Annotated in this window: 20 protein-coding genes; 5 read left to right on the forward strand and 15 right to left on the reverse strand. The window is 61.1% G+C overall.

The window, feature by feature from the left end; translation table 11 throughout:
* Positions 1–166 precede the first annotated feature (166 nt).
* The 3 genes from G560_RS0104775 to G560_RS0104785 all read right to left on the reverse strand — a co-directional run bounded on the left by G560_RS0104775 (position 167) and on the right by G560_RS0104785 (position 5,463).
* Positions 167–868 (reverse strand): Crp/Fnr family transcriptional regulator, encoded by a 702-nt coding sequence (locus G560_RS0104775; RefSeq protein ID WP_022703168.1) that lies wholly within the window; start codon positions 866–868, stop codon positions 167–169.
* Positions 869–1,012: 144 nt separating this feature from the next.
* A complete protein-coding gene (fdhF, locus tag G560_RS0104780; protein WP_022703169.1) occupies positions 1,013–3,778 on the reverse strand; it encodes a formate dehydrogenase subunit alpha in 2,766 nt (921 codons plus the stop codon).
* The gene (locus G560_RS0104785; protein WP_022703170.1) at positions 3,778–5,463 is read right to left on the reverse strand and encodes an NAD(P)H-dependent oxidoreductase subunit E; all 1,686 of its coding nucleotides are present in this window, start codon (positions 5,461–5,463) and stop codon (positions 3,778–3,780) included. The genes fdhF and G560_RS0104785 overlap by 1 nt, the downstream gene beginning before the upstream one ends.
* 126 nt (positions 5,464–5,589) lie before the next feature.
* Between G560_RS0104785 and G560_RS0104790 the strand changes: the two genes are divergently transcribed.
* Positions 5,590–5,817 (forward strand): sulfurtransferase TusA family protein, encoded by a 228-nt coding sequence (locus G560_RS0104790; protein ID WP_022703171.1) that lies wholly within the window; start codon positions 5,590–5,592, stop codon positions 5,815–5,817.
* Positions 5,818–5,878: 61 nt separating this feature from the next.
* On the opposite strand, the gene G560_RS0104795 is transcribed toward G560_RS0104790, so the two are convergent.
* The 5 genes from G560_RS0104795 to G560_RS0104815 are packed head-to-tail and all read right to left on the reverse strand — an operon-like array spanning position 5,879 to position 10,487.
* Positions 5,879–8,005: a molybdopterin-binding protein gene (locus tag G560_RS0104795; protein ID WP_022703172.1), complete on the reverse strand. Its 2,127-nt coding sequence runs from the start codon at positions 8,003–8,005 to the stop codon at positions 5,879–5,881.
* Positions 8,002–8,493: a molybdopterin-guanine dinucleotide biosynthesis protein B gene (mobB, locus tag G560_RS0104800; protein ID WP_022703173.1), complete on the reverse strand. Its 492-nt coding sequence runs from the start codon at positions 8,491–8,493 to the stop codon at positions 8,002–8,004. The genes G560_RS0104795 and mobB overlap by 4 nt, the downstream gene beginning before the upstream one ends.
* Positions 8,490–9,116: a molybdenum cofactor guanylyltransferase MobA gene (mobA, locus tag G560_RS0104805; RefSeq protein ID WP_022703174.1), complete on the reverse strand. Its 627-nt coding sequence runs from the start codon at positions 9,114–9,116 to the stop codon at positions 8,490–8,492. Before mobA ends, mobB begins: the two co-directional genes overlap by 4 nt.
* A complete protein-coding gene (locus tag G560_RS0104810) occupies positions 9,095–9,625 on the reverse strand; it encodes a YcxB family protein (protein WP_022703175.1) in 531 nt (176 codons plus the stop codon). The genes mobA and G560_RS0104810 overlap by 22 nt, the downstream gene beginning before the upstream one ends.
* Positions 9,618–10,487, reverse strand: a complete 870-nt coding sequence (locus G560_RS0104815) for a formate dehydrogenase accessory sulfurtransferase FdhD (RefSeq protein ID WP_022703176.1) — start codon at positions 10,485–10,487, stop codon at positions 9,618–9,620. Before G560_RS0104815 ends, G560_RS0104810 begins: the two co-directional genes overlap by 8 nt.
* A gap of 63 nt (positions 10,488–10,550) precedes the next feature.
* On the opposite strand from G560_RS0104815, the gene G560_RS18585 reads away from it, so the two are divergent.
* On the forward strand, positions 10,551–11,060 hold the full coding sequence (locus tag G560_RS18585) for a DUF2478 domain-containing protein (protein ID WP_022703177.1): 510 nt from the start codon (positions 10,551–10,553) through the stop codon (positions 11,058–11,060).
* Positions 11,057–11,980 (forward strand): sugar kinase, encoded by a 924-nt coding sequence (locus tag G560_RS0104825; RefSeq protein WP_033419255.1) that lies wholly within the window; start codon positions 11,057–11,059, stop codon positions 11,978–11,980. The genes G560_RS18585 and G560_RS0104825 overlap by 4 nt, the downstream gene beginning before the upstream one ends.
* A 179-nt stretch (positions 11,981–12,159) precedes the next feature.
* Here the strand turns inward: G560_RS0104825 and G560_RS0104830 are convergent, their stop codons facing one another.
* Together G560_RS0104830 and G560_RS0104835 are read right to left on the reverse strand one after the other, a co-directional pair.
* Positions 12,160–12,897 carry an SDR family oxidoreductase gene (locus G560_RS0104830; protein ID WP_022703179.1) on the reverse strand — a complete coding sequence of 246 codons (738 nt, stop codon included), beginning with the start codon at positions 12,895–12,897 and terminating at the stop codon, positions 12,160–12,162.
* A gap of 12 nt (positions 12,898–12,909) precedes the next feature.
* Complete coding sequence (locus G560_RS0104835; RefSeq protein WP_022703180.1) at positions 12,910–14,691, reverse strand: IlvD/Edd family dehydratase; 1,782 nt, start codon at positions 14,689–14,691, stop codon at positions 12,910–12,912.
* 161 nt (positions 14,692–14,852) lie between these two features.
* On the opposite strand from G560_RS0104835, the gene G560_RS0104845 reads away from it, so the two are divergent.
* Both G560_RS0104845 and G560_RS0104850 read left to right on the forward strand, forming a co-directional pair.
* Positions 14,853–15,581, forward strand: coding sequence for an AzlC family ABC transporter permease (locus G560_RS0104845; RefSeq protein ID WP_022703182.1), 729 nt, complete (start codon positions 14,853–14,855; stop codon positions 15,579–15,581).
* Positions 15,578–15,916, forward strand: coding sequence for an AzlD domain-containing protein (locus G560_RS0104850; protein ID WP_022703183.1), 339 nt, complete (start codon positions 15,578–15,580; stop codon positions 15,914–15,916). The genes G560_RS0104845 and G560_RS0104850 overlap by 4 nt, the downstream gene beginning before the upstream one ends.
* A gap of 91 nt (positions 15,917–16,007) precedes the next feature.
* On the opposite strand, the gene G560_RS0104855 is transcribed toward G560_RS0104850, so the two are convergent.
* Genes G560_RS0104855 through G560_RS0104875 form a run of 5 tightly spaced genes read right to left on the reverse strand, consistent with a single transcriptional unit; the run spans position 16,008 to position 21,286 of the window.
* Entirely contained in the window at positions 16,008–16,928 is a 921-nt protein-coding gene (locus tag G560_RS0104855; protein WP_022703184.1) for an NAD(P)-dependent oxidoreductase, read from the reverse strand.
* Positions 16,929–16,941: 13 nt separating this feature from the next.
* Positions 16,942–17,859, reverse strand: coding sequence for a DMT family transporter (locus tag G560_RS0104860; protein WP_022703185.1), 918 nt, complete (start codon positions 17,857–17,859; stop codon positions 16,942–16,944).
* Positions 17,859–18,827, reverse strand: a complete 969-nt coding sequence (gene denD, locus G560_RS0104865) for a D-erythronate dehydrogenase (protein ID WP_022703186.1) — start codon at positions 18,825–18,827, stop codon at positions 17,859–17,861. Before denD ends, G560_RS0104860 begins: the two co-directional genes overlap by 1 nt.
* A gap of 10 nt (positions 18,828–18,837) precedes the next feature.
* On the reverse strand, positions 18,838–20,331 hold the full coding sequence (locus G560_RS0104870) for a UxaA family hydrolase (protein WP_022703187.1): 1,494 nt from the start codon (positions 20,329–20,331) through the stop codon (positions 18,838–18,840).
* 13 nt (positions 20,332–20,344) lie between these two features.
* Positions 20,345–21,286: a phytanoyl-CoA dioxygenase family protein gene (locus tag G560_RS0104875; RefSeq protein ID WP_022703188.1), complete on the reverse strand. Its 942-nt coding sequence runs from the start codon at positions 21,284–21,286 to the stop codon at positions 20,345–20,347.
* Positions 21,287–21,293 lie beyond the last annotated feature (7 nt).

Genomic DNA, 21,293 nt, shown 5'->3' on the forward strand with positions numbered 1-21,293 from the left:
TATGTTTGCTGGCGATGTCGCGGTCGGTAAAGGCGTAGGTGCTTGCGTGTGATGGCAGGCCGAGGCTGGGCGTGGCCGCGCCGGACCCCAAGATGGTGTTGATGGCGGCAGCAGGAATGGTCGCTGTGGATTGCGGGGGCGTCAAGGCCACCTATGCACGTTCGCCCTAAGGCTGCGGGTCGGCGATTTGCAGCAAGGCCGCGACGTTACATTCCATCGCGTCCCCCGCTTTTTGCAAGATGCCGGCATCGCGCAAGGATTGCAGGGCGCGGTTTACCTTGGGGCGGCTGGCGCCGAGCACGGCGGCGATATCGGATTGGTTGATTTCCAATTGCAGCAACGGGTTGGGCGGCAAATCATCACCGTGGATCTGGCGCAGAGTAAAGAGGAGGAAGCGCGCGACGCGGGCCTCTAGGGTGTAAAGGGCCAAGCCTTCAAGCTGTTCTGTGGTGTCGCGCAGCATGCGGCAGAGGTAGTGCGTGACGGCGATGCGCAGGGCCGGTTCGCGCAGGGCTATGGCGTCAAAATCACGGCGGGACAGGATAAAACCTTGGGAGGCGACCACTGCTGTTGCCTCGGCAGAGCGGGGGGCGCCGTCGAACAACGAGAGTTCACCAAAGATATCGCCGCCTTCGGCATAGCGCAGCACCAGTTCCTTGCCGCGCGGGGTGCTTACGGACAGACGGATGCGGCCAGCGGTAAGGGCCACCAGATATTCGCCTGCCTCGCCCCGCTGAAACAGGGTCGTACCTGCTGGCCATTGGCGGGTTTGGGCAGCAGCAATGACTTGCGCCAGCACAGCGGCATCGAGAGACTCGAACAGGCGGAACGACCGCCAAAACGCGTGATTGACCTGTGGTTTGTTCATTGCCTTGGCGCAGTCCCTTGGGCCGTGGGTAAAGCCTAGCGCGGTAAGGGGTTGTGGGGAAGTGCCTTGTTTTCGACGCGGAGTCGGGGTGAACCCCGACCTGCGGGCCACAGTGGCCTTGGTCGGGGTAGTGGCGTTGCGCGGTTACTCTGCTGCGACCGCGCTTTCGGCTTTTTCAACCTTGACCGCCGAGAATTTAAACTCGGGGATTTTACCGTAAGGGTCGACTGCGGGGTTGGTCAGGATATTCGCTGCCGCCTCGACATAGGCGAAGGGCAGGAACACCATATCCTCGGCCACGGCACGGTCTGCGCGGGCCATGATAACGATGCTGCCGCGGCGGGTGGACAGGCGCACATGGCCGCCCGGTTCCACGCCCAAGGCCCGCAGGGTTTTGGGGTGAAGAGAGCAGTTCGCCTCGGGTTCTACCGCGTCCAGAACCTTGGAACGGCGGGTCATGGAGCCGGTGTGCCAATGTTCCAACTGTCGCCCCGTTGTCAGAATCATCGGGTATTCAGCATCTGGCACCTCATCAGGGGCAATCACCGATGCAGGGGCAAACCGTGCGCGACCGTTTGCGCGCGGGAAGCCATCGGCGAACACAATCGGCTGGCCGGGGTCGGTGGGCGACAGGCTGGGGTAGGTGACGCAGCCCTCAGATTCGAGCCGGTCCCATGTGATGTTGTTCAGCGACTTCATATTCAGCTTCATTTCGGCGAACACTTGGGACGGGTGGGTGTAGGTCCAGTTCAGACCAAGGCGTTTTGCAAGTTCAACCGTGATCGCCCAATCCTCGCGCGCCTCACCCGGTGGTTTCACCGCTGGGCGGCCCATTTGCACCTGACGGTTGGTATTCGTCACGGTGCCGGATTTTTCATAGAACGCGGCGGCGGGCAGGATGACATCGGCGTAATTGGCGGTTTCTGTCAGGAAAATATCCTGCACAATCAGGTGTTCCAGTTTCGCCAGCGCCTCACGCGCATGGGTGACGTCGGGGTCGGACATCGCCGGATTTTCACCAAGGATATACATGCTTTTGATATGGCCTTCGTGGACCGCATCCAGAATTTCGGTGACGGTCAGGCCCTTTTCGGCGCTGAAATCGCCTGATCCCCAGACCTCGGTAAAGGCGTTGCGGATATTGTCGCTGGTGACGGTTTGGTAATCGGGCAGGAACATCGGGATCAGGCCCGCATCGGACGCGCCTTGGACGTTGTTCTGGCCGCGCAACGGGTGAAGGCCCGCGCCGGGGCGGCCAACTTGGCCCGTCATAAGCGCCAAAGCGATCAGGCTGCGGGCATTGTCGGTGCCGTGGATGTGTTGCGACACGCCCATACCCCAGAAAATCATGCCCGCTTTGGCACCTGCAAAGGTGCGCGCCACGTCGCGGAGGGTTTCGGCGGGGATGCCGCAAACCGCCGCCATCTTTTCGGGTGGGAAGTTTGCAAGGTGAGCTTTTTCAGCCTCCCAATTCTCGGTGTAGGCCTCGATATATTGTTGATCGTACAGCTTTTCCTCAACAATCACATGCATGATGGCGTTGAGCATCGACACATCCGAACCGGGGCGGAATTGCAGCATGTGGCTGGCAAAACGGCGCAGGCCAACGCCGCGCGGGTCCATCACGATCAGCTTGCCGCCGCGTTTGGTGAATTGCTTGAAAAAAGTCGCGGCGACGGGGTGGTTTTCAACCGGATTGGCACCGATGACGATGGCGACATCCGAGTTTTCGATTTGGTTGAAGGTGGCCGTTACGGCGGCGGAACCCACGTTTTCCATCAGCGCCGCCACAGATGAGGCGTGGCACAGGCGCGTGCAGTGATCGACGTTGTTATGGGCAAACCCTTGGCGGATCAGCTTTTGGAAGAGATATGCCTCCTCATTCGAGCATTTGGCCGAGCCAAAGCCCGCAATCGCGCGACCGCCATCGCTGTCGCGCAGTTTGGTCATGCCTTTGGCGGCGAAGTCCAGCGCCTCGTCCCATGTTGCCTCACGGAAATGGGTCATCAGGTTGCCGGGGTCCACGTTCAGGCCTTTGGGCATGTTCGGCTTGCGGATCAGCGGTTTGGTCAGGCGGTGCGGGTGGTGGATATAGTCATAGCCGAAGCGACCTTTGACACACAGGCGGCCTTCGTTGGCGGGGCCGTTGATGCCGTCGACGAACTTGACCTTGCCGTCTTTGACTTTCAGCGAGACCTGACAGCCGACACCGCAGAACGGGCAGATGGATTTGACTTCGGTGTCGAAATCCTTGCTGTCGCCGCGCTGTTGGTCATCCATCACCGAAGCGGGCATCAGAGCGCCCGTGGGGCAGGCCTGCACACATTCACCGCAGGCAACGCAAGTGCTGGCACCCATCGGGTCGGCCATATCAAAGGTGGGATAGCTGTTTTGGCCGCGACCCGACATGCCGATCACGTCATTCACCTGCACCTCGCGGCAGGCGCGCACGCAAAGGCCACAGGAAATGCAGGCATCAAGGTTGACGCGCATGGCGACGTGAGAGTCGTCCAAGAGCGGGATGCGGGTGGATTCGAGTTTCGGCAAACGGGTGCCTGTGGCGCCGGTGGCCGCGATCATATCAACCATGTGGGATGAGGCGTCATGCTTGGTTTCGGGCAGATCTGTCACCAGCATTTCCACAACCATCTTGCGGGCGGCAAGGGCACGGGCGGACCCAGTATGCACGACCATGCCCGCCACGGGTTCGCGGATACAAGACGCGGCAAGGGTGCGTTCGCCTTCCACCTCGACCACGCAGGCGCGACAGTTGCCATCGGGACGGTAACCGGGGGCAGGTTTGTGGCACAGATGCGGGATGATCAGGCCGCGACCGTTCGCGACCTCCCATATCGTTTGGCCAGCTTCGGCAGTGGTCTCAATGCCATCAAGGGTGAATGTTACGGACATCAGATTTCCTCCGCGAAGTGTTTCATCACCAGCTTGATCGGGTTGGGAGCGGCTTGGCCGAGGCCGCAGATCGAGGCGTCGACCATGACGTTTGACAGTTCCGTCAGAAGCGCTTGGTCCCATGTGTCGGCTTGCATCAGTTTCACGGCCTTTTCGCAACCCACACGGCAGGGGGTGCATTGGCCGCAGGATTCCGCCTCAAAGAACTTGAGCATGTTGAGGGCGGCATCGCGGGCGCGGTCTTGGTGGCCCAGAACCACAACAGCGGCGGACCCGATAAAGGTGCCATGCGGTTGCAACGTGTCAAAATCGAGCGGGATATCGTGCATCGACGCGGGCAGCAGGCCCGAGGAGGGACCACCCGGTTGATAGGCCTTGAAGGTGTGACCTTCCGCCATGCCGCCAGCGGCATGGAGGACATCGGTGATGGTAGAGCCTGCGGGCAAAAGGTAGACACCCGGCTTTGCCACGCGGCCCGACACGGAATAGGAACGCAGGCCGGTGCGCCCGTTCAGGGTGGTGTTGTTCAAAACCTCGGGGCCTTCGCGCACGATGCGGGCGACCCATTTCAGGGTTTCGACGTTATGGACAAGGGTCGGGCGGTCAAAGATGCCGACTTGGGCCACAAAAGGCGGACGGTGGCGGGGCAGGCCGCGCTTGCCCTCGATGCTTTCGATCATCGCGGATTCTTCGCCGCAGATATAGGCACCCGCGCCGCGGCGCAGGTCGATATAGCCGGGAGCGACAATGCCGGCCTGTTCCAGCGCTGCGATTTCATGGGCGAGGATATGGAGTACGGCGGGATATTCGTCGCGCATGTAGATAAAGCATTTATCCGCCTCGACCGCCCAAGCGGCGATCAGCATGCCTTCGAGGAAAAGATGGGGCGTGCGTTCCAGATAATGGCGGTCTTTGAACGTGCCAGGTTCGCCTTCGTCCCCGTTCACGGCCAGATAGCGGGGGCCAGCGTTGGCGCGCACAAAGCCCCATTTCTTGCCCGACGGAAAGCCCGCCCCGCCAAGGCCGCGCAGGCCAGAGGCCATGACCAAATCCTGCACCGCCGACCAATCGCCATTGGTGCGCAGTTGCGTCAGGTGTTTATAGCCGCCTGCATGGGCATAGGCGTCAAACCCTTCGTAAAGCGGGATGACGGGGTGGAAATCGCCCTTTGTGATCGCGTCTTCGACCTTGGCGGGGGTGGCGTGGTCGATGTGGAGGTGGCCGATTTCAAGGGTCGGGGCGGTATCGCAACGGCCCATGCACGGCGCACGCAGAACGCGGACCTTTGCCGGATCGTGACCCTTGGTCAGCGCATCAAACAGCGCCTCGGAGCCAGCGAGTTCGCACGACAGGCTGTCGCAGACACGGATGGTCAGGTCGGGCGGCGGCGTGTCATTTTCGCGGATCGGGTCAAAATGGGCATAGAAGGTCGCGACCTCCCACACCTCGGCCATCGAGACGCGCATTTCCTCGGCCAGTGCGCGCAGATGGGCGGCAGACAGATGGCCGTATTCATCTTGGATCAAATGTAGGAATTCAATCAGCAGATCGCGGTGGCGGGGGCGGTCGCCCAGCAGGGATTTGACCTGATCCCATGCGGCATCGTCCAATTGGCGGCCCTTGGTGGCGCGGCGGCCCTTGCCCTTGCCCGATTTCCAGATGCCGTCTTGCTGATCGAGTGCCATTGGCCGTATCCTTTGTGCGTCTGGTGGTTTGGGCAGGTGTCGTGCGGGCAGGGTATGTGGCATGTTCTGTCACTTGGCCGCGCAAAACAATAGACGGATGGCGGCATTTTACCGAAGGAAAGCGGCATGGATTGGGATGATGAACTGGATGCGCAGGGGCTGTTATGTCCGTTGCCGGTGCTGAAGGCGCGCAAGCGTCTGAAGGGCCTGCCAGCGGGGGCGGTTTTGCGCGTTTTGGCGACAGATCCGGCAGCAGTGATTGATATTCCGCATTTTTGCAGTGAGTCGGGGCATGTGTTGGTCGGGTCGGGAGATATTGGGCCAAGTCAGTATTATTTGATCCGGCGGGTTTAACCAAGGCCGGTACTTTTGTGGCGGCGTTGGAATGAGTATTTTTGCAAAGATGAAATGGGGGTCAGGTTAGGCCCATGCCGGTGTAGGGCAGGAAGCTTACCGGCATGCCGGGGGTGACCTCGGTCGCGGCATCGGGCAGTTCAATCAGGCCTGTGGCCCATGCGAGGCCGGATATGCGGCCCGACCCTTCGGATTGGAACACCTCGGCATGGCCATCGGCATTGAGGCGGGCGCGCAGGTATTCGCGGCGACCGGCCTTTTTGGATTTGGAAAAGGCGGCGGGGACGGTGAAGCGTTGGGGTTCCACCCAGCCCGCGCCAGCAAGGGTTGAGAGGGTGGGGCGGGCGAAGATGAGCGCGCAGGTGAGGGCAGCGACGGGATTGCCAGGCAGGCCGAGGACGGGGATGCCGTTCCAAATGGCCAGCGCCAGCGGGCGGCCCGGTTTCATCGCGATGCGCCAGCTGGACAAGGTGCCTTCGGTGGAAAGGAGTTTGGACACGTGATCCTCATCCCCTGCCGAGGCACCGCCGGAGGTGAGGATGACATCGGTGGTTTGAGCGCCGAGGGTGAGCTTTTCACGAATATCATTAGGGGTGTCAGGCGCATGGCCGAGGTCGATGGCGTCATAGCCCCAACCTGTGGCAAGGGCGAGGAGCATGGGGCGGTTGGCATCATAGATCTGGTGGAGTGCGGCGGCGTTGCTGGTGATTTCATCACCCGTAGACAGAACGCCCACACGCAGGCGGCGAAAGGTTTGCACCTGCCCCGTACCAGTGGCCGCAAGCAGCGCCAAGTCGGGCGCGCGGAGTTTGTGGCCTTTTTGCAGGGCGGTGGCACCTTGGGGCAGGTCTTCACCCGCGCGGCGGGTGTTGGCGCGGGGCTTGATGGGGCCATCAAAGGCGATGGCGGTGGCGCTGATCGCGCAGTCTTCCTCTAGCACCACGGTATCAACGCCGTGGGGCAGGATCGCGCCAGTCAGGATACGCACGGCTTGGCCATGTGGGACGGTGCCGGTAAAGGGTTGGCCTGCGGCGGCGCGGCCCTGTGCCAAGGGGAGCTGGCAGATGCCTGAGCCCGTGGCGGCATGGGCAAAGCCGTAACCGTCGACTGCCGAATTGGCATGGGGCGGGTTGGCGCGTTGGGCCGTGACATCGACGGCAAGAACGTGGCCGAGGGCGCTGTGCAGAGGCACGGTTTGGATGCCCGTCACGGGGTGCAAGGCGGCACGCAGGCGGGCCAGCGCAGCATCCACTGGGGTCCACGCCACACCTTGCGGCATGGCAAAGCAATCGTTGCGCAGGCGGGGCGGGGTTAGGGTTTTACGCTGGGCTTGCAGTGCTTTTGCCATGCCCGCGCCAAGATACCAGCCTTCAGCTTGCAGCAATTCCTGGGGTTCATTCGGGGCCATAAGGTCCCCAAGTTTGCCGGTTTGCGACAGGTCGAAGAAGGCCTTGGCATGGGTGCGGGTTTGCGCCTCATCCGCGGTCATGCCGCCTGCGACCAAGGCGGCGACATCGGTTTTGAGCAGGGATAAATACGCCTCGGCAATGACCACAGGGGCATTGGCGGTGGGTTCCAGCGGCCAGACCGCGATTTTGCCCGCATGGGCAGCGCGCAGGCGGTGCAGCACAGGGATACCGGTCAGCGATTGCGCGCCAACGGCCCCAGCGCCGGCCAGTTGCCAGATGGTTTTGGGCTGCAAGCCCTGCTCGTGCCCGACGGTTTCGGCGCGGCGGAAATGAGCCAGTTCGGGGGGGAGCGCGGGTTTCAGGCGCGGCAGATCGGGGGTGTCTGCCTTTTGCCCATTGCCCCAGAACGGGCCACCACCGGTGAAATGGCGGTTCATTTCGGCGGCAATATCGCGGTAGTTCGTGCCGTTTTTCGGTGTGTCGGTGACGCGGGCCACAAGCCAGTCCCACAGGGCGAGCGCGTGGGGCTGGCCGGTAAGCCGTTCGGCCAGACCGCGCGGCGCGCCATAGGCGAAATCGCAGGCCAGCAGCAGGCGGGTGCCTTGGGTTAAGGCGTCAGCGATAAGTTCGGACAGTCGCACCTCGGCACCGTGACGGGTGGCGATGTTTTCGGCGGTGGTGCCTTGGGGCGTGGCGATGGCGATCCAAATGGAATCGCCGCCCGTGGTCGGTTTGCCCGCCGCCGACCAATCGACTACGATCACGCTGTCAAACGTCATAGCCCCACCTCTGTCGCGATGAAGTTGGCGATGGCGGTGGTGTCATCAAGGTGGAACAACGGCAGGGCGGTTGCGGGGTTGGCATTCGATGCCACAGCGCGGATCGATGGGTTATCGGGCGACAGCAAGGGGCGGCCGGTTTCTGTGCGGTGCGCCTCGATCTTTGGGTGGGGGGCTTGTTTATAGCCTTCGATCAGGATCAGGTCGACGGGGTCTAGGCGTTGGAGGAGGTCGTCCAACGCGGGTTCCGACGCACCGCGCAATTCGGTCATCAGCGCCCAGCGTACGGGGGATGATACCAGCACCTGCCCCGCGCCTGCGGTACGGTGGCGGTAACTGTCGCGGCCTTCGTGGTCGATTTCCGTGGCGTGATGGGCGTGTTTGATGGTGGAAACGGACAGCCCCCGCGCGGTGAATTCGGTGATCAGGCGTTCCATGAGGCCGGTTTTGCCTGCGTTTTTAGTGCCTGTGATGCCGTAGATCTTCATGCCTGCCCCATCAGGGTTTCTGCCTCAAGTATATCTTCGGGTGTGTTGATGTTGAAGAACGGATCAAAGGGGTGGCTGACAAATTCGGCGGTGCCTGCGTGGTGGCTGTCGGTCCACAAAACGATTTTGCGCAGGCCACCCGTGAGCGCCGCGCGCAGGTCGTGGCGCAGGGCGGTGGGCCACAGGCCAAAGGTGGGTTGGCGGTGCAGCTTGCCCATAGGGTCGCGGCTGGCGGCAAGGCACAGGCCGGAGGGGCCTGCGTTCTCTTGCAGTTTGACGGCCAGATCGGCAGGGAAAAACGGGGTGTCGGCGGCGGCGGTGATGATTGCTGTTGCCCCAAGGTTTGCGGCCCAATCTAGGCCTGCGAGGACACCCGCCAAGGGGCCGGGGTGATCGGGCAGGCTGTCGGGTAGGATGGGCAGGCCAAATTCGGCAAGGCGTGCGGGGTCACCATTGGCGTTGATAGCAAGGGGCGTGCATTGAGCGGACAGGCGGGTGATGACATGGTCGATAAGCCGCTGACCTGCGACCATGCGCAAGCCTTTGTCGCCGCCGCCCATGCGGGTTGCGCGCCCGCCTGCAAGGATGATGCCGAGCAGGGTCATTGTGCCGCCGTGTGCCATGATTGCATTTGGGCAAAGGCGGCTTTGGGGTCGTCAAAGGCGCGGTTTGGCAGAATAAAGGCCGCGCCGCCGATCGACATGAAAATCGCAGTTTTGCCATGGGTCAACTGGAACACAGCGGGCCAGCCCAGACGCCTGTCTTCATGTGTAGTTTGAACGTGAATGCCTGCCGCATCAACGGTGATACGGGTGCCCGTCGGGTCTTCACAGGCCAAGGCGCGGGTGGACATCCAATCCAGCTGCATCCCGTATTGAAGCAACCCAAAACCACCCACCAAAAGAAACACGATTGGCCCGATGTAAAAGGGCGGCATGCCGCCAGTTGCGGCCGTGTAGGCCCAGATGAACAGGCCCATGGCCCCCGCCCCCGCCAAAAGCGCCATAACAAGCAGGGCCACCGAAATGACGCGGCGTTGCCACGGCAACAGCAAGGCGTTGGATGCCATGGCGATGCCTTCGACCATTTCATCTTGGGCCAGGGTGAAATCAAGCGTGATCTTGTCAGTCATCCTGCGCTCCTTTGCGGCGGTGTTTGCGGTCTTCCTCGGCGGGGGTCACGTCTGTATCGCGTATAAGCCGATCCTCGCCCGACAGGCAGACAAAGCGTTGGCCGCGCATCCGGCCAATCAGGGTCAGGCCCACTTGTCGCGCGATTTCGACACCCCATGCGGTAAAGCCGGAGCGCGAGGCGAGGGTGGGGATGCCCATTAAAGCGGTTTTTATGACCATTTCCGAGGTGAGGCGGCCGGTGGTGTAGAGGATTTTATCCGCCGCCGGAATGTTGTGTTGGAACATGAAGCCGCTGATTTTGTCGACTGCGTTATGGCGGCCCACGTCTTCCATATAGACCAGCGGTTTATCCCCTTGGCAGAGCGTCGTGCCGTGGATCGCTCCCGCCTCCAAATACAAGGATGGGACCGTGTTGATCTGATGCGCCAGCGCGTAGAGCCATGAGGTGCGGACGGGGGTTGCAGGCAGGGTCAGCCCCTCTAACCCTTCCATCATATCGCCAAAAACCGTGCCCACGGCGCAACCGGACGTGCGGGTTTTCTTTTTGACCTTTTCCTCATAACTGGTTTTGCGCTGGGTGCGCACGACGACGGTTTCAACGTCTTCCTCATAGTCCACGCCTGTTACCACATCATCGGCGCGCAGCATGCCTTGGTTGCGCAAAAACCCAAGGGCGAGGTATTCGGGATAATCGCCGATGGTCATCGCCGTGACGATTTCCTGCGCATTCAGGTAAATGGTCAGGGGCCGTTCCTCGACCACCGAAAGCGTCACGTCAGCGCCAGTGTGATCGGTGCCCGTAATCGCACGGGTCAGGCGCGGGTCGGACGGGTTGGGCAGGATTGGATAGGTCGGTGTCATAGGGTGCTTTCATCGGGTAGCTGCATCTTGTATGTCAGTTACAGCAGTTGCAAGAGGGCCGCGATGCTGGGGTTTGTCACAGGGGGAACGCGCGGCCAAGCCGATGTGGTTTTGGCCGAAGTTGCGGCGCAGTTGCGCGGTGACGGTGTGGCGCTGGCCGGTGTGGTGCAGGTGAACGAAGACTTTGACCCCGCGCGGCCCTGCCACATGGATTTGCACATTTTGACAGGTGTGCAGGTGGTGCGGATCAGCCAGAACCTTGGGGCGCTGTCCAAGGGCTGCCGCCTTGACCCTGCGGGCTTAGAGCAGGCGGTGGGGCTGGTGGAGCGGGCATTGGATTTGTCGCCCGACTTGTTGATCGTGAACAAATTCGGCAAGCAAGAGGCTGATGGCCGCGGGTTTCGCCCGCTGATCGGGCAGGCGCTGGCGGCGGGGATTCCGGTTTTGACGGCAGTTAATACCGGCAATCGGGCAGCGTTTGACGCCTTTGCGGATGGGTTGGGCATAGCGTTGCCATGCGCGCCCAAAGAGATTTTGCAGTTTTGCAGGGACCATATAAAGGGCAACCTATGACAGTTACACGACCCCAAAAGCGCCGTATCACCTGTGTTGGCGAAGCAATGGTTGAAATGGCGCCAAGTGCAGCGCCGGGCGATTACCGGATGGGGTTTGCGGGCGATACGCTGAACACCGCGTGGTATCTGCGCCGCGCCTTGGGCAAGGCTTGGGCGGTCGAGTATTTGACCGCTGTGGGGCAAGATTCCGTGTCGGACCGTCTGGTCGGCTTTATTGAGGGTGCGGGTGTTGGCACGGCGCATATTGCGCGGATCGCAGGGCGCACAGTTGGGCTGTATTTGATCGAGCTGAAGGATGGCGAGCGCAGCTTTGCCTATTGGCGTGGGCAATCGGCGGCGCGGGTGTTGGCGCAAGATGCGGGGCATTTGGCGCGGGCGTTGGACGGGGCGGGGATTGTGTATTTGTCGGGCATTACGCTGGCGGTTTTGGAAGGGGCGGGGCGGGCAAACCTTTATGCCGCTTTGACGCAGGCGCGGGCGGCAGGGGCAAAGGTGGTGTTTGACCCGAACCTGCGGCCAAGGCTGTGGCCGGATACGGCGACCATGTGCCGTGTGATCATGGAAGCGGCGGCACTGTCGGATGTGGTTTTGCCATCGCACGAGGATGAGGCCACGTTCTTTGGCGACGCGGATGTCAGGGCGACGGCAGACCGATATTCGGATGCGGGCGCGGGGTTGGTTGTGGTGAAAAACGGCGGCGGTGACATGCTGACGCGGGATGGGGCGGTTTATGCCAGCCATGCGCCGGAAGTGGTGGCGCGGATCGTGGATACCACAGCGGCAGGCGACAGTTTCAACGCAGGGTTTCTGGCCGCATGGGTTGCGGGGGGCGATGTGGCCACTTCCGTGCGGGCTGGTGCGCGGTTGGCGGCGCAGGTGATTGGCCAGCGCGGGGCGTTGTGTGAGGTAGAGGGATAAAGCGTTTCGGCATAAACCTGAATCACAAATCGCTGCCTGAAATCAAAGATTTCAACGCGTTATGTGATACGCCGTGTTTCTAGTTAAAGTCGTAACGCTCTAGGGGGCGCTCGCGCCCCCCTTGCCCTTGAGGGCAATTCCCCCCTGAGGATATTTTTGCCGAAAAGAAAGCGCGGCCGTTAGCCCCTGCCGACGAAGGGCATGGCGCTGGCCATGATGGTCATGAACTGCACGTTTGTATCCAGCGGCAGCGTTGCCATTTGCAAAACCGATTGCGCGACGTGTTTCACATCCATCACGGGTTCAATCGCATTGGTGCCATTGGCTTGTGGCACGCCTTTTGTCATGGCCACGGCCATATCGGTCAGCGCATTGCCGATATCGATTTGACCGCAAGCAATGTTGAACGGGCGGCCATCGAGCGACAAGGTTCGCGTCAGGCCCGTGACCGCATGTTTCGACATGGTGTAGGGCGCCGAGCCCGGGCGCGGCACATGGGCCGAGATCGAGCCGTTGTTGATGATGCGCCCGCCTATCGGATTTTGGATCCGCATATGCCGGAAGGCGGCGCGCGCGCACAGGAACATGCCCGTAATATTGACGTTAGACAGATGCAGCCAATCCTCGACTTTGATCTCATCAATCAAGGTTGACGGCAGCGACGCACCGGCATTGTTGAACAGCGCGTCGATGCGGCCCCAGGTTTTGGCGGCGGATGCAAAGGCGGCGTCCACTTGGGTAGGGTCTGTCACGTCACACGGCAGGACAAGCGCGCTGGGGTTGCCAGCGGCTGTGTCCGTCAGTGCAACCTCGCGCCGGCCAATCAGGCCCACGCGCCAACCCGCAGCCAAGAACGCCTGCGCGGTGGCGCGACCGATGCCAGAGCCTGCACCTGTGATAAGGATCGTGTTGGTCATGGAACTGCCCCTTTAGTGGTTATCGCGCGGCAAATCCTTGACCACGCGGTGATAGGATGTGGCCAGTTCCAAACACCCGCCCTCGGCCAATTGGCCGACATGGGTGCGGTAGATTTCCTGCCACGGGGTTTGATGGTGCAGCACAGGGGCCACCCAATCGGCACGGCGCTGCGCCCATTCGGCATCATCGACCAGCGCGTTCATGGTGCTGGCGTTCAGATCCAGCCGCACGCGGTCGCCGGTTTTCAACAGAGCAAGGCCACCACCCACAACTGCTTCGGGTGAGGCGTTGAGGATCGAGGGGCTTTCCGACGTGCCGGATTGGCGACCATCGCCGACCGTGGGCATATGGTTGATGCCTGCCTTGATCATCGCATCCGGCGGCTGCATATTCACCACCTCGGCCGAGCCGGGGTAGCCGACGCAACCGACATTGCGGATGAAGAGGATGCAGGTTTCATCAATCTCAAGTGCTGCGTCATTGATGCGGTCGTGGTAATCTTCGGGGCCTTCAAACACAATCGCGCGGGCCTCGTGGATATTTTCTTCGCCCGGACGCGACAGGAACCGCGCGCGGAAATCGGCTGAGATTACACTGGTTTTCATCAAGGCGCTGTCGAACAGGTTGCCCGACAGCACGAGGAAACCTGCGTTTTCGCGCATGGGTTTGTCATAGGGCAGGATCACGTCGGTATCGCGGCTGCGCCATTTACCCACGGTTTCCGATACAGGCTTGCCTGCGGCGGTCATCGCATCACCGTGCAGACGGCCTGCGGCAAACAGCTCACCCATGATCGCGGGGACGCCGCCGGCGCGGTAGAAACTCTCGCTCAGGTATTTGCCTGCGGGTTGGATATTGGCAAGTAGCGGCACGTCAAAGCCGTGCTTTTGCCAATCGGTCACATGCAATTCCACACCTGCATGGCGCGCAATCGCCTGCAAATGCGGCGGGGCGTTAGTGGAGCCACCAATGGCCGAGTTGACCACAATCGCGTTTTCGAACGCCTTACGCGTCAGGATGTCGGACGGTTTCAGATCCTCCTCGACCATCGCGACAATCCGGCGACCGGTTTCATAGGCCATGGCCATACGCTCGCGGAACGGCGCGGGAATAGCGGAGTTTCCGGGTAGCGACATGCCCAGCGCCTCGGCCATCGCGTTCATCGTGGAGGCGGTGCCCATCGTGTTGCAATGGCCCAAGGACGGGGCCGAGGAACACACCCGCGACATGAATTCTTCAAGGTCGATCTTGCCATCCGCCAGCAGGCGGCGGCTTTCCCAGACGATGGTGCCAGACCCTGTACGCTCGCCATTCCACCAGCCGTCCAGCATCGGACCGCCGTTCAGCGCGATCGCTGGAAGGTCAACCGTGGCCGCCCCCATCAACATGGCGGGCGTGGTTTTGTCGCAGCCTGTGGTCAGCACTACACCGTCGAGCGGATAGCCATGCAGCACCTCAACCAGCGACAAATACGCAAGGTTGCGGTCCAGTGCTGCGGTCGGGCGCTTGCCGGTTTCCTGAATCGGATGGACCGGAAATTCCATCGGCACGCCGCCTGCATCGCGGATGCCTGCCTTGATACGGTCCATCAGGAACACGTGGATTTTGTTGCAGGGCGTCAGGTCTGACCCCGTTTGTGCAATGCCAATCACGGGCCGGTTGCCCTGCAATTCGCCGCGCGTGTATTCTTGGTTCAGATACCGCTCCAGATACAGCGCCGTCATGCCGGGGTTGTTGGGGTTATCGAACCATTCCTGAGAACGGTATTTTTTGTTCGCGCGTGTATCGGACATGATTTCGCTTTCTTATGGCAGGGCGTGGCTGTTCAAAGGGCGTGGCGTCTGGCAGAAATCGGTTGCGGTCTACGGTCATATTGAGGTTTGGTATACCAAAGTGCAAGCCTGATCCCATGTCATTTTACATGGTTTCACATAATGGGAACTAAAACCACATAATGAAACTTGTTAGCAATCCCCGCGCCTATTGGCAAGGTCTGCGCGACTGCGCGCCGTTTGTCGTGATCGTTGTTCCGTTTTCGGCGATGTTTGGCATGGTGGCGACCGATGCAGGGCTGAACATCCTGCAAGTGGTGGCTATGTCGGCGATTGTGATCGCGGGGTCGGCGCAGTTTACCGCCCTTAGCCTGCTGCAAGACGAGGCGCCGGTGTTTGTGGTGCTGTTGGCGTCACTGGCGGTGAATATGCGGATGGCGATGTATTCGGCGGCCTTGGTGCCGCATATCGGGGCGGCGTCGATGCGGATGCGGATGCTGATGGCCTATGTGATGGTTGACCAAACCTTTGCGGTGTCGGTGCGCACCTTTGATGCGGCCCCGCAAATGAGCCTGAATGAAAAGATCAGCTATTACTTTGGCTGCGTGACCATTGTTTGTGTCCCCTGGTATGTCTGCACCTATCTGGGCGCGGTTTTGGGCCAGCTTATCCCTACATCCCTGTCGCCCGATTTCGCCGTGCCCGTTTGCTTTATCGCGATCTTTGCGCCGATGCTGCGCAGCTTGCCACATATCGTGGCGGCGGGGGTGTCGATTGTCGCGGCGGTGGTGTTTTCGGGCGTGCCGTGGAATTTCGGGCTGATTATCGCGGCCACGCTGGCCATGATGGCAGGCGCACAGGTGGAATTCTGGCAACGCCGCCGCGCCGCGCGTGCGGAGGGGGCACGATGATCGACACGCCTACTATTGATACGGGCACCTTTTGGCTGGTCACAATTGCGCTTGGCATCGGCACCTACCTGATCCGCTTTTCCTTTCTTGGCCTTTTAGGCGGGCGGCAATTGCCGGATTGGTTGCTGGTCCATCTGCGCTATGTTGGCGTCGCGGTGCTGCCCGCCCTTGTCACCCCAATGATCCTGTGGCCCGCCGCCACCGCAGGCCAGTTTGACCCGCTGCGCATGACCGCCGCCTTGATTGCCCTGCTGGCCGGATGGCGCTTTGGGGTGATCTGGACCATCGTCATGGGCATGGGCAGCTTATGGGCGCTACAATACGCCTTTGGCTGATTTCATCTTGGCGCAAATACCCCCCCCACCTGATTTCATCTTTGTCCAAATACTCGCGCCGCAGGCATGCCAACCTCAGGGACGGCGCCCGTTAAACCGCCCCCTTTTTCACGGCTTCTGCCAAATCCAACCCGTTCAAAGCGGCCACATGGTCCGACAGGCTCGGCACATAGTCGCCGCCCTTCCCCGCCGCCTCGGCTTGGGCAAAGGCATTGCGGATCGCAGATCCCATCGGGTTCGCCATGCCCGCCGCCATTGCCATGCCGGCGATATAGCGCGTGTCTTTGGCGGCGTTCTGGATGCTGAATTTATGCGCATTCACATCCCGCCCCACGGCATATTTCATAAAGCTGTCGAACATCCCGTTGGTCAGCCGCGATGACCCGATCACCCGCTGCACATCTTGCGGCGACAGGCCCGATTTTACCGCCATCACCAGTGCCTCGGAATACAGGGCGGCATAGCCCATGCCGATGAAATTCATCACCAGCTTCATCCGGTGCGCCGACCCGACAGACCCCATGTGGTTGATGTTTCCGGCCCATGTTTCAATCACGGGCTTGACCGTTGCAAACACCTCGGGGCTACACCCCACCATCGCGTCCAACGTGCCCGCCGCCGCCTCAACCGGTGTGCGGCCAAGGGGGGCGTCAACCAACGTCATGCCATTCGCGGCCATTTCCTGCGCCAAAACTACGGTCGAGTTCGGGTCGGCAGTGGTTGTGTCAATGACGATCAACCCTGTCTTGCCGCTGGCCATAATGCCATCGGGGCCACGCAAAACGGCCTCGACAGCGGGGCTGTCGGGCAGACACAGGTGGATAATATCACAGGCCTCGGCCATCGCTTTGGGGCTTGTGGCCTCGCGTGCGCCAAGGGCCAGCACCTCGTCAATCGGGGCACGGTTGCGGTTGCCGCGCACCCACAGCGGGTATCCCTTTTTCACAAGGTTCGACGCCATGCCAACCCCCATAAAGCCAAGGCCGATAAAGCCGATCACTGGTTTTGTCATGGTCTTCTCCCTTTCATGTCAGCGCGGCGGCTTCTACGCGGCGGCGCTGCAACATCAATTCCCGTTCACGTTGCCAGATATAAACACCCGACGCGATGATGATCGCCGTGCCCAGCGCCGTGGCCCAAGTTGGCAAATTGCCAAAGATGAAATAGCCCGATGCGGTGGCATAGATCACCTGAATATAGGTCATCGGCGCAAGGCTGGACGCGTTGGCAAAGCGGTGGGCGGCCACCGCGATGCCGTGACCTGCGGCACCAAACACGCCAATCATGCACATCACCACCCAATCCAGCGGGGTCGTGGGCCAAACCCATGCCACCAGCCCAAACGGTGCCAGCGTTAGTGTGGCCAACCCTGCGGCCCAAAGCTGGCTGGTGGAATTGCTATCCACCCCCGCCAGTCGCCGCGTCAAAACAAAATAGCTTGAGGCGCACAAAAGCCCGCAGAGCGACAAGAACATCGCGGGGTGAAAGGCCGCCCCCCACGGTTGCACCACAACCATAACGCCTGCAAACCCCACCAAAATCGCCGCCACCCGCCGCGCCCCGATCCGTTCGCCAAGAAACAGCACCGACAGGATGGTGATGATGATGGGGGATGAAAAATAGATCGCCGTGGTGATAGTGATGGGCAGGTATTTCAGCGCGGCAAAGTTAAAGATTGTGCTGGCCAGCAACAGCACCGCCCGCAGCAATTGCAGCCTTGGTGCGTTGGACCGCAGCGCGCCCAACCCTTCGCGCGGAATAAATGCCAGCGCCGAGGCGATGAAATGCCCCGCATAGCGTACGAACACCACCTGAATGATCGGCAGACCCGACAAGATAAGCCACTTGGCCGAGGTGTCGATAGACGTGAACATCGCCAAGGCCACGCACATCATCCCAAGGCCCAACATGGGTTTGTCTTCGCGGGCCTGCGGGTTCAACATCAGGATGCCTTTGCGATGTCATCCGCCAGAAACCAGCGCACGGTATCGGCAAATGACGCATCGGTGACAAACCCCAAACGCTGCGCCTTTTCAGGGCGCACATGGCCGCGCCAGCCTTTTACAATCGCTTGTATGGTGGGGTCGGGGTTCCATGTGATGCGGTTTGCAGGCTCGGCCCCCGCGACACACGTCATCGCGGCAATCATTTCGGCCACGGTATCACTGCGCCCCGGCAGGTTGATGCAGCGGTTGGGGCCGAACGCAGCGCCGTCCAGATTGGCGGCATGGATCAGGTTGGCGATCACCGTGCGGGGGGCGGTGTGATAGATCGGGTAGTCCTTGGCTACCGGACAGTTCGAGGTATCGCCTTGCATCGTGTCGCGGAAGATTGACGACATAAAGCTGGACGCCGCCGCATTGGCGCGGCCCGGGCGGATAGACACGGTGGGCAGGCGCAACCCGCGCCCATCCACCATGCCGCGCCGCGACATATCATTCAGCAACAGCTCGCCCATCACCTTTTGCGTGCCGTAGGATGTTTGCGGGTTCAACTCGACCCCGTCGACAATCACCTCTGGTTCCTCGCCACCATGCGCCGCGATGGATGAGGCATAGACCACAACAGGGCAATTGCCCGCCGCCCGCGCCGCTTGCAACAGGTGCAAGGTGCCGAACAGGTTGACCTGTAGGCCAAGATCAAAATCTGCCTCGGCTTGACCCGATACAATGGCCGCAAGGTGAAAGATCACGTCAAAGGGTTGCGCCATCAAGGTTTGCACATCGCCCGCTGCCGCCACGTTGCAGGCAACACCCGTCACGGGAAAGGGCATGTCAGGGCACGCAGGGGCAGCAATATCGGCCAAGGTCAGGGCTGCAATCTTTTGCCCCCGCAAGCGGCCCGATTGGCCCAAAGCGCAGGCCAGCTTTTGCCCCAAAAACCCGCCGCCGCCTGTGATTAATACCCGCATACCGCCCCCGTCACATCACCGCCCCGATTTGCCACGGCACAAATTCATAATCCCCCAAACCCTGCGCCTCGGATTTGGTTTGCTGCCCTGACGCCACGGCCAGCAGCATATCGTAAATCTCGCGTCCCACCTGTTCGACTGACTTGCCATCTGACAGGATCGTGCCTGCGTTGATGTCCATGTCCTCTTCCATCCGCGTGAACATTTCGGTGTTGGTCGCGACTTTCAGCGAAGGCGAGGGTTTCGCGCCAAAGGCAGACCCGCGCCCTGTGGTAAACACCACCAAATTGCACCCTGATGCGATTTGCCCTGTGACCGATGCAGGGTCATAGCCGGGGCTGTCCATAAAGGTGAAGCCTTTTGCGGTGACGGGTTCGGCGTATTTATAGACCCCGTTCAACGGCGTGGTGCCGCCTTTGGCAGCTGCCCCCAAGGACTTTTCCAAAATCGTGGTCAGCCCGCCTTTTTTATTGCCGGGGCTGGGGTTGTTATCCATGCTGCCTTGGTTGCGCTTGGTGTAATCTTCCCACCATTTGATCAGCCCGATCAGCTTTTCCCCGATCGCGGGGGTGGCCGCGCGCATGGTCAGCAAATGTTCGGCGCCGTAAATCTCGGGCGTTTCGGCAAGCACGCCAGTGCCGCCTTGGGCCACCAGAAAATCGCAGGCATAGCCCAGCGCGGGGTTGGCAGTGATCCCCGACATCGCATCCGACCCGCCGCATTGCAGCGCGACCATCAAGTCCGACACGGGGCATTCCTCACGCTCAAAGGCGTTTACCACGGGCAGCATCGCCTCGACCTTGCTGATCCCCAGTTCAATCGTGCGGCGCAGACCTGCGACATCCTGAATATTCATCGACTGGAACAGCGGACCGGGTTTCAGCCCATAGCTTTCGATCAGCCAGTCGATCTGCATCATCTCGCAGCCAAGGCCCACCAGAACCACGCCGCCGATATTGGCGTTGCGGGCATAGCCCCACAGCACGCGTTGCAGCGCCTCAAACCCTTCGCCATTGCCGCCCATCGCGCAGCCCGTGCCATGCGCAAAGGCCACCACACCATCGACATTCGGGTATTTCGCCAGCAATTCAGGGCTAAAGTGATCGGCAATCCGGTGCGCGGCAGTGGCCGAACAGTTCACCGAAGTCAGCACCGCGATGTAATTGCGGGTGCCCACCCGACCCGTGGCGCGGCGGTAGCCCATGAAGGTGTCAACGGCCTCGGCGGGTTTAACGGGGCGCAGGTTGGTACCAAATTCATAGGCCATATCGACAGTGCGAAATTCAAGGTTATGGGTGTGCACATGGTCGCCTGCCGCAATATCGCTGGCGGCATAGCCGATGATTTGCGCGTATTTGCGCACGGGTTCGCCCTTGGCAATCGGGCGCAGGGCAAGTTTGTGCCCGCGCGGGATGGGCTGGGTCGCCCCATCCATGCCCGCGGTCAGCGCTTTGGTTGCCGTGGCGACATTGTCGGATGGGTCAAGCAGGATCGTGGTGGTCATTTTCGGTTTCCGTTCAGGCACAGGCGGGGCTGTCGGCCTGCCATCTGTGAATGGGTTTGTGCGGGGCAATGGCAAGGCGGGTGCGGGCGGCGTGCCACATATCGCGCCATGCCTGCCAATCGTGCAATTCCGTTTCGGGCTGCGCGCGGCTGCGGGCAATAAAATCGGGGAAATGGCTGCGCCCCGTGTTTTGGCCTGTCACATTATACCGCAAATCAAACGACCAGCGAAAACCATCGGTTTGGTTCACCAACGAAGAATGCGGCGTCAGCGGGTGGAAAATCACCGCGCCCCCCGCCTTGACCGGAAGCGGCACAGCGCTGGCCGGATCGACATAGCCATCGGCAATGGCGGTTTGGGTTTTGGGGCAATGGGGCAGCATCCCCACCTTGCCGGGCGCCACCTGAAGGCAGCCGTTTTCGACCGTGGCATCGGTGATCGCCAGCCAGACGGTGACCATATCGGTTTTGTCCGCCTCCTCCAGTGCCACGGCGCGGTCTTGGTGCCAATCGGTCGCGGTGATATGGGCGCGCACCTCGTCGCCGCGCAGGGTGGTTGTGGGTGGTTTGATGCGGACGTGCTGGATCGGGTTTGAGGTAATTTCGGGGCCAATCAATTGTTCCACGATGTCCAGAAGGCGCGGATTTGTGACCATATCAAACACCGCAGGGCCAAAATGGAACGGCGTATCGGCAAAAATCTGATCGCCTGGCAACGAGATATCCATCGGCTGAAACCAGTCACACCCCGCGCGATACGCCGCCAGCAACTTGCCCCAATAATCGAGCCCCGCGCCATCCGGCACACGGCCTTGCACCTGCCAATCGGCATAAAGCCTGTCCATCAGGCCCGCATATTCCGCCTTGATCGCGGCCAGTCGGGCCGTGTCCAACACATCCTCGACCACCAGATAGCCTGTGGCGTCAAACTGTTGGACTTGCGCGGTCGTCAGCATCTTCGTG

This window comes from Pseudorhodobacter ferrugineus DSM 5888 (genome assembly GCF_000420745.1).
In the GTDB taxonomy this organism is placed as follows: domain Bacteria; phylum Pseudomonadota; class Alphaproteobacteria; order Rhodobacterales; family Rhodobacteraceae; genus Pseudorhodobacter; species Pseudorhodobacter ferrugineus.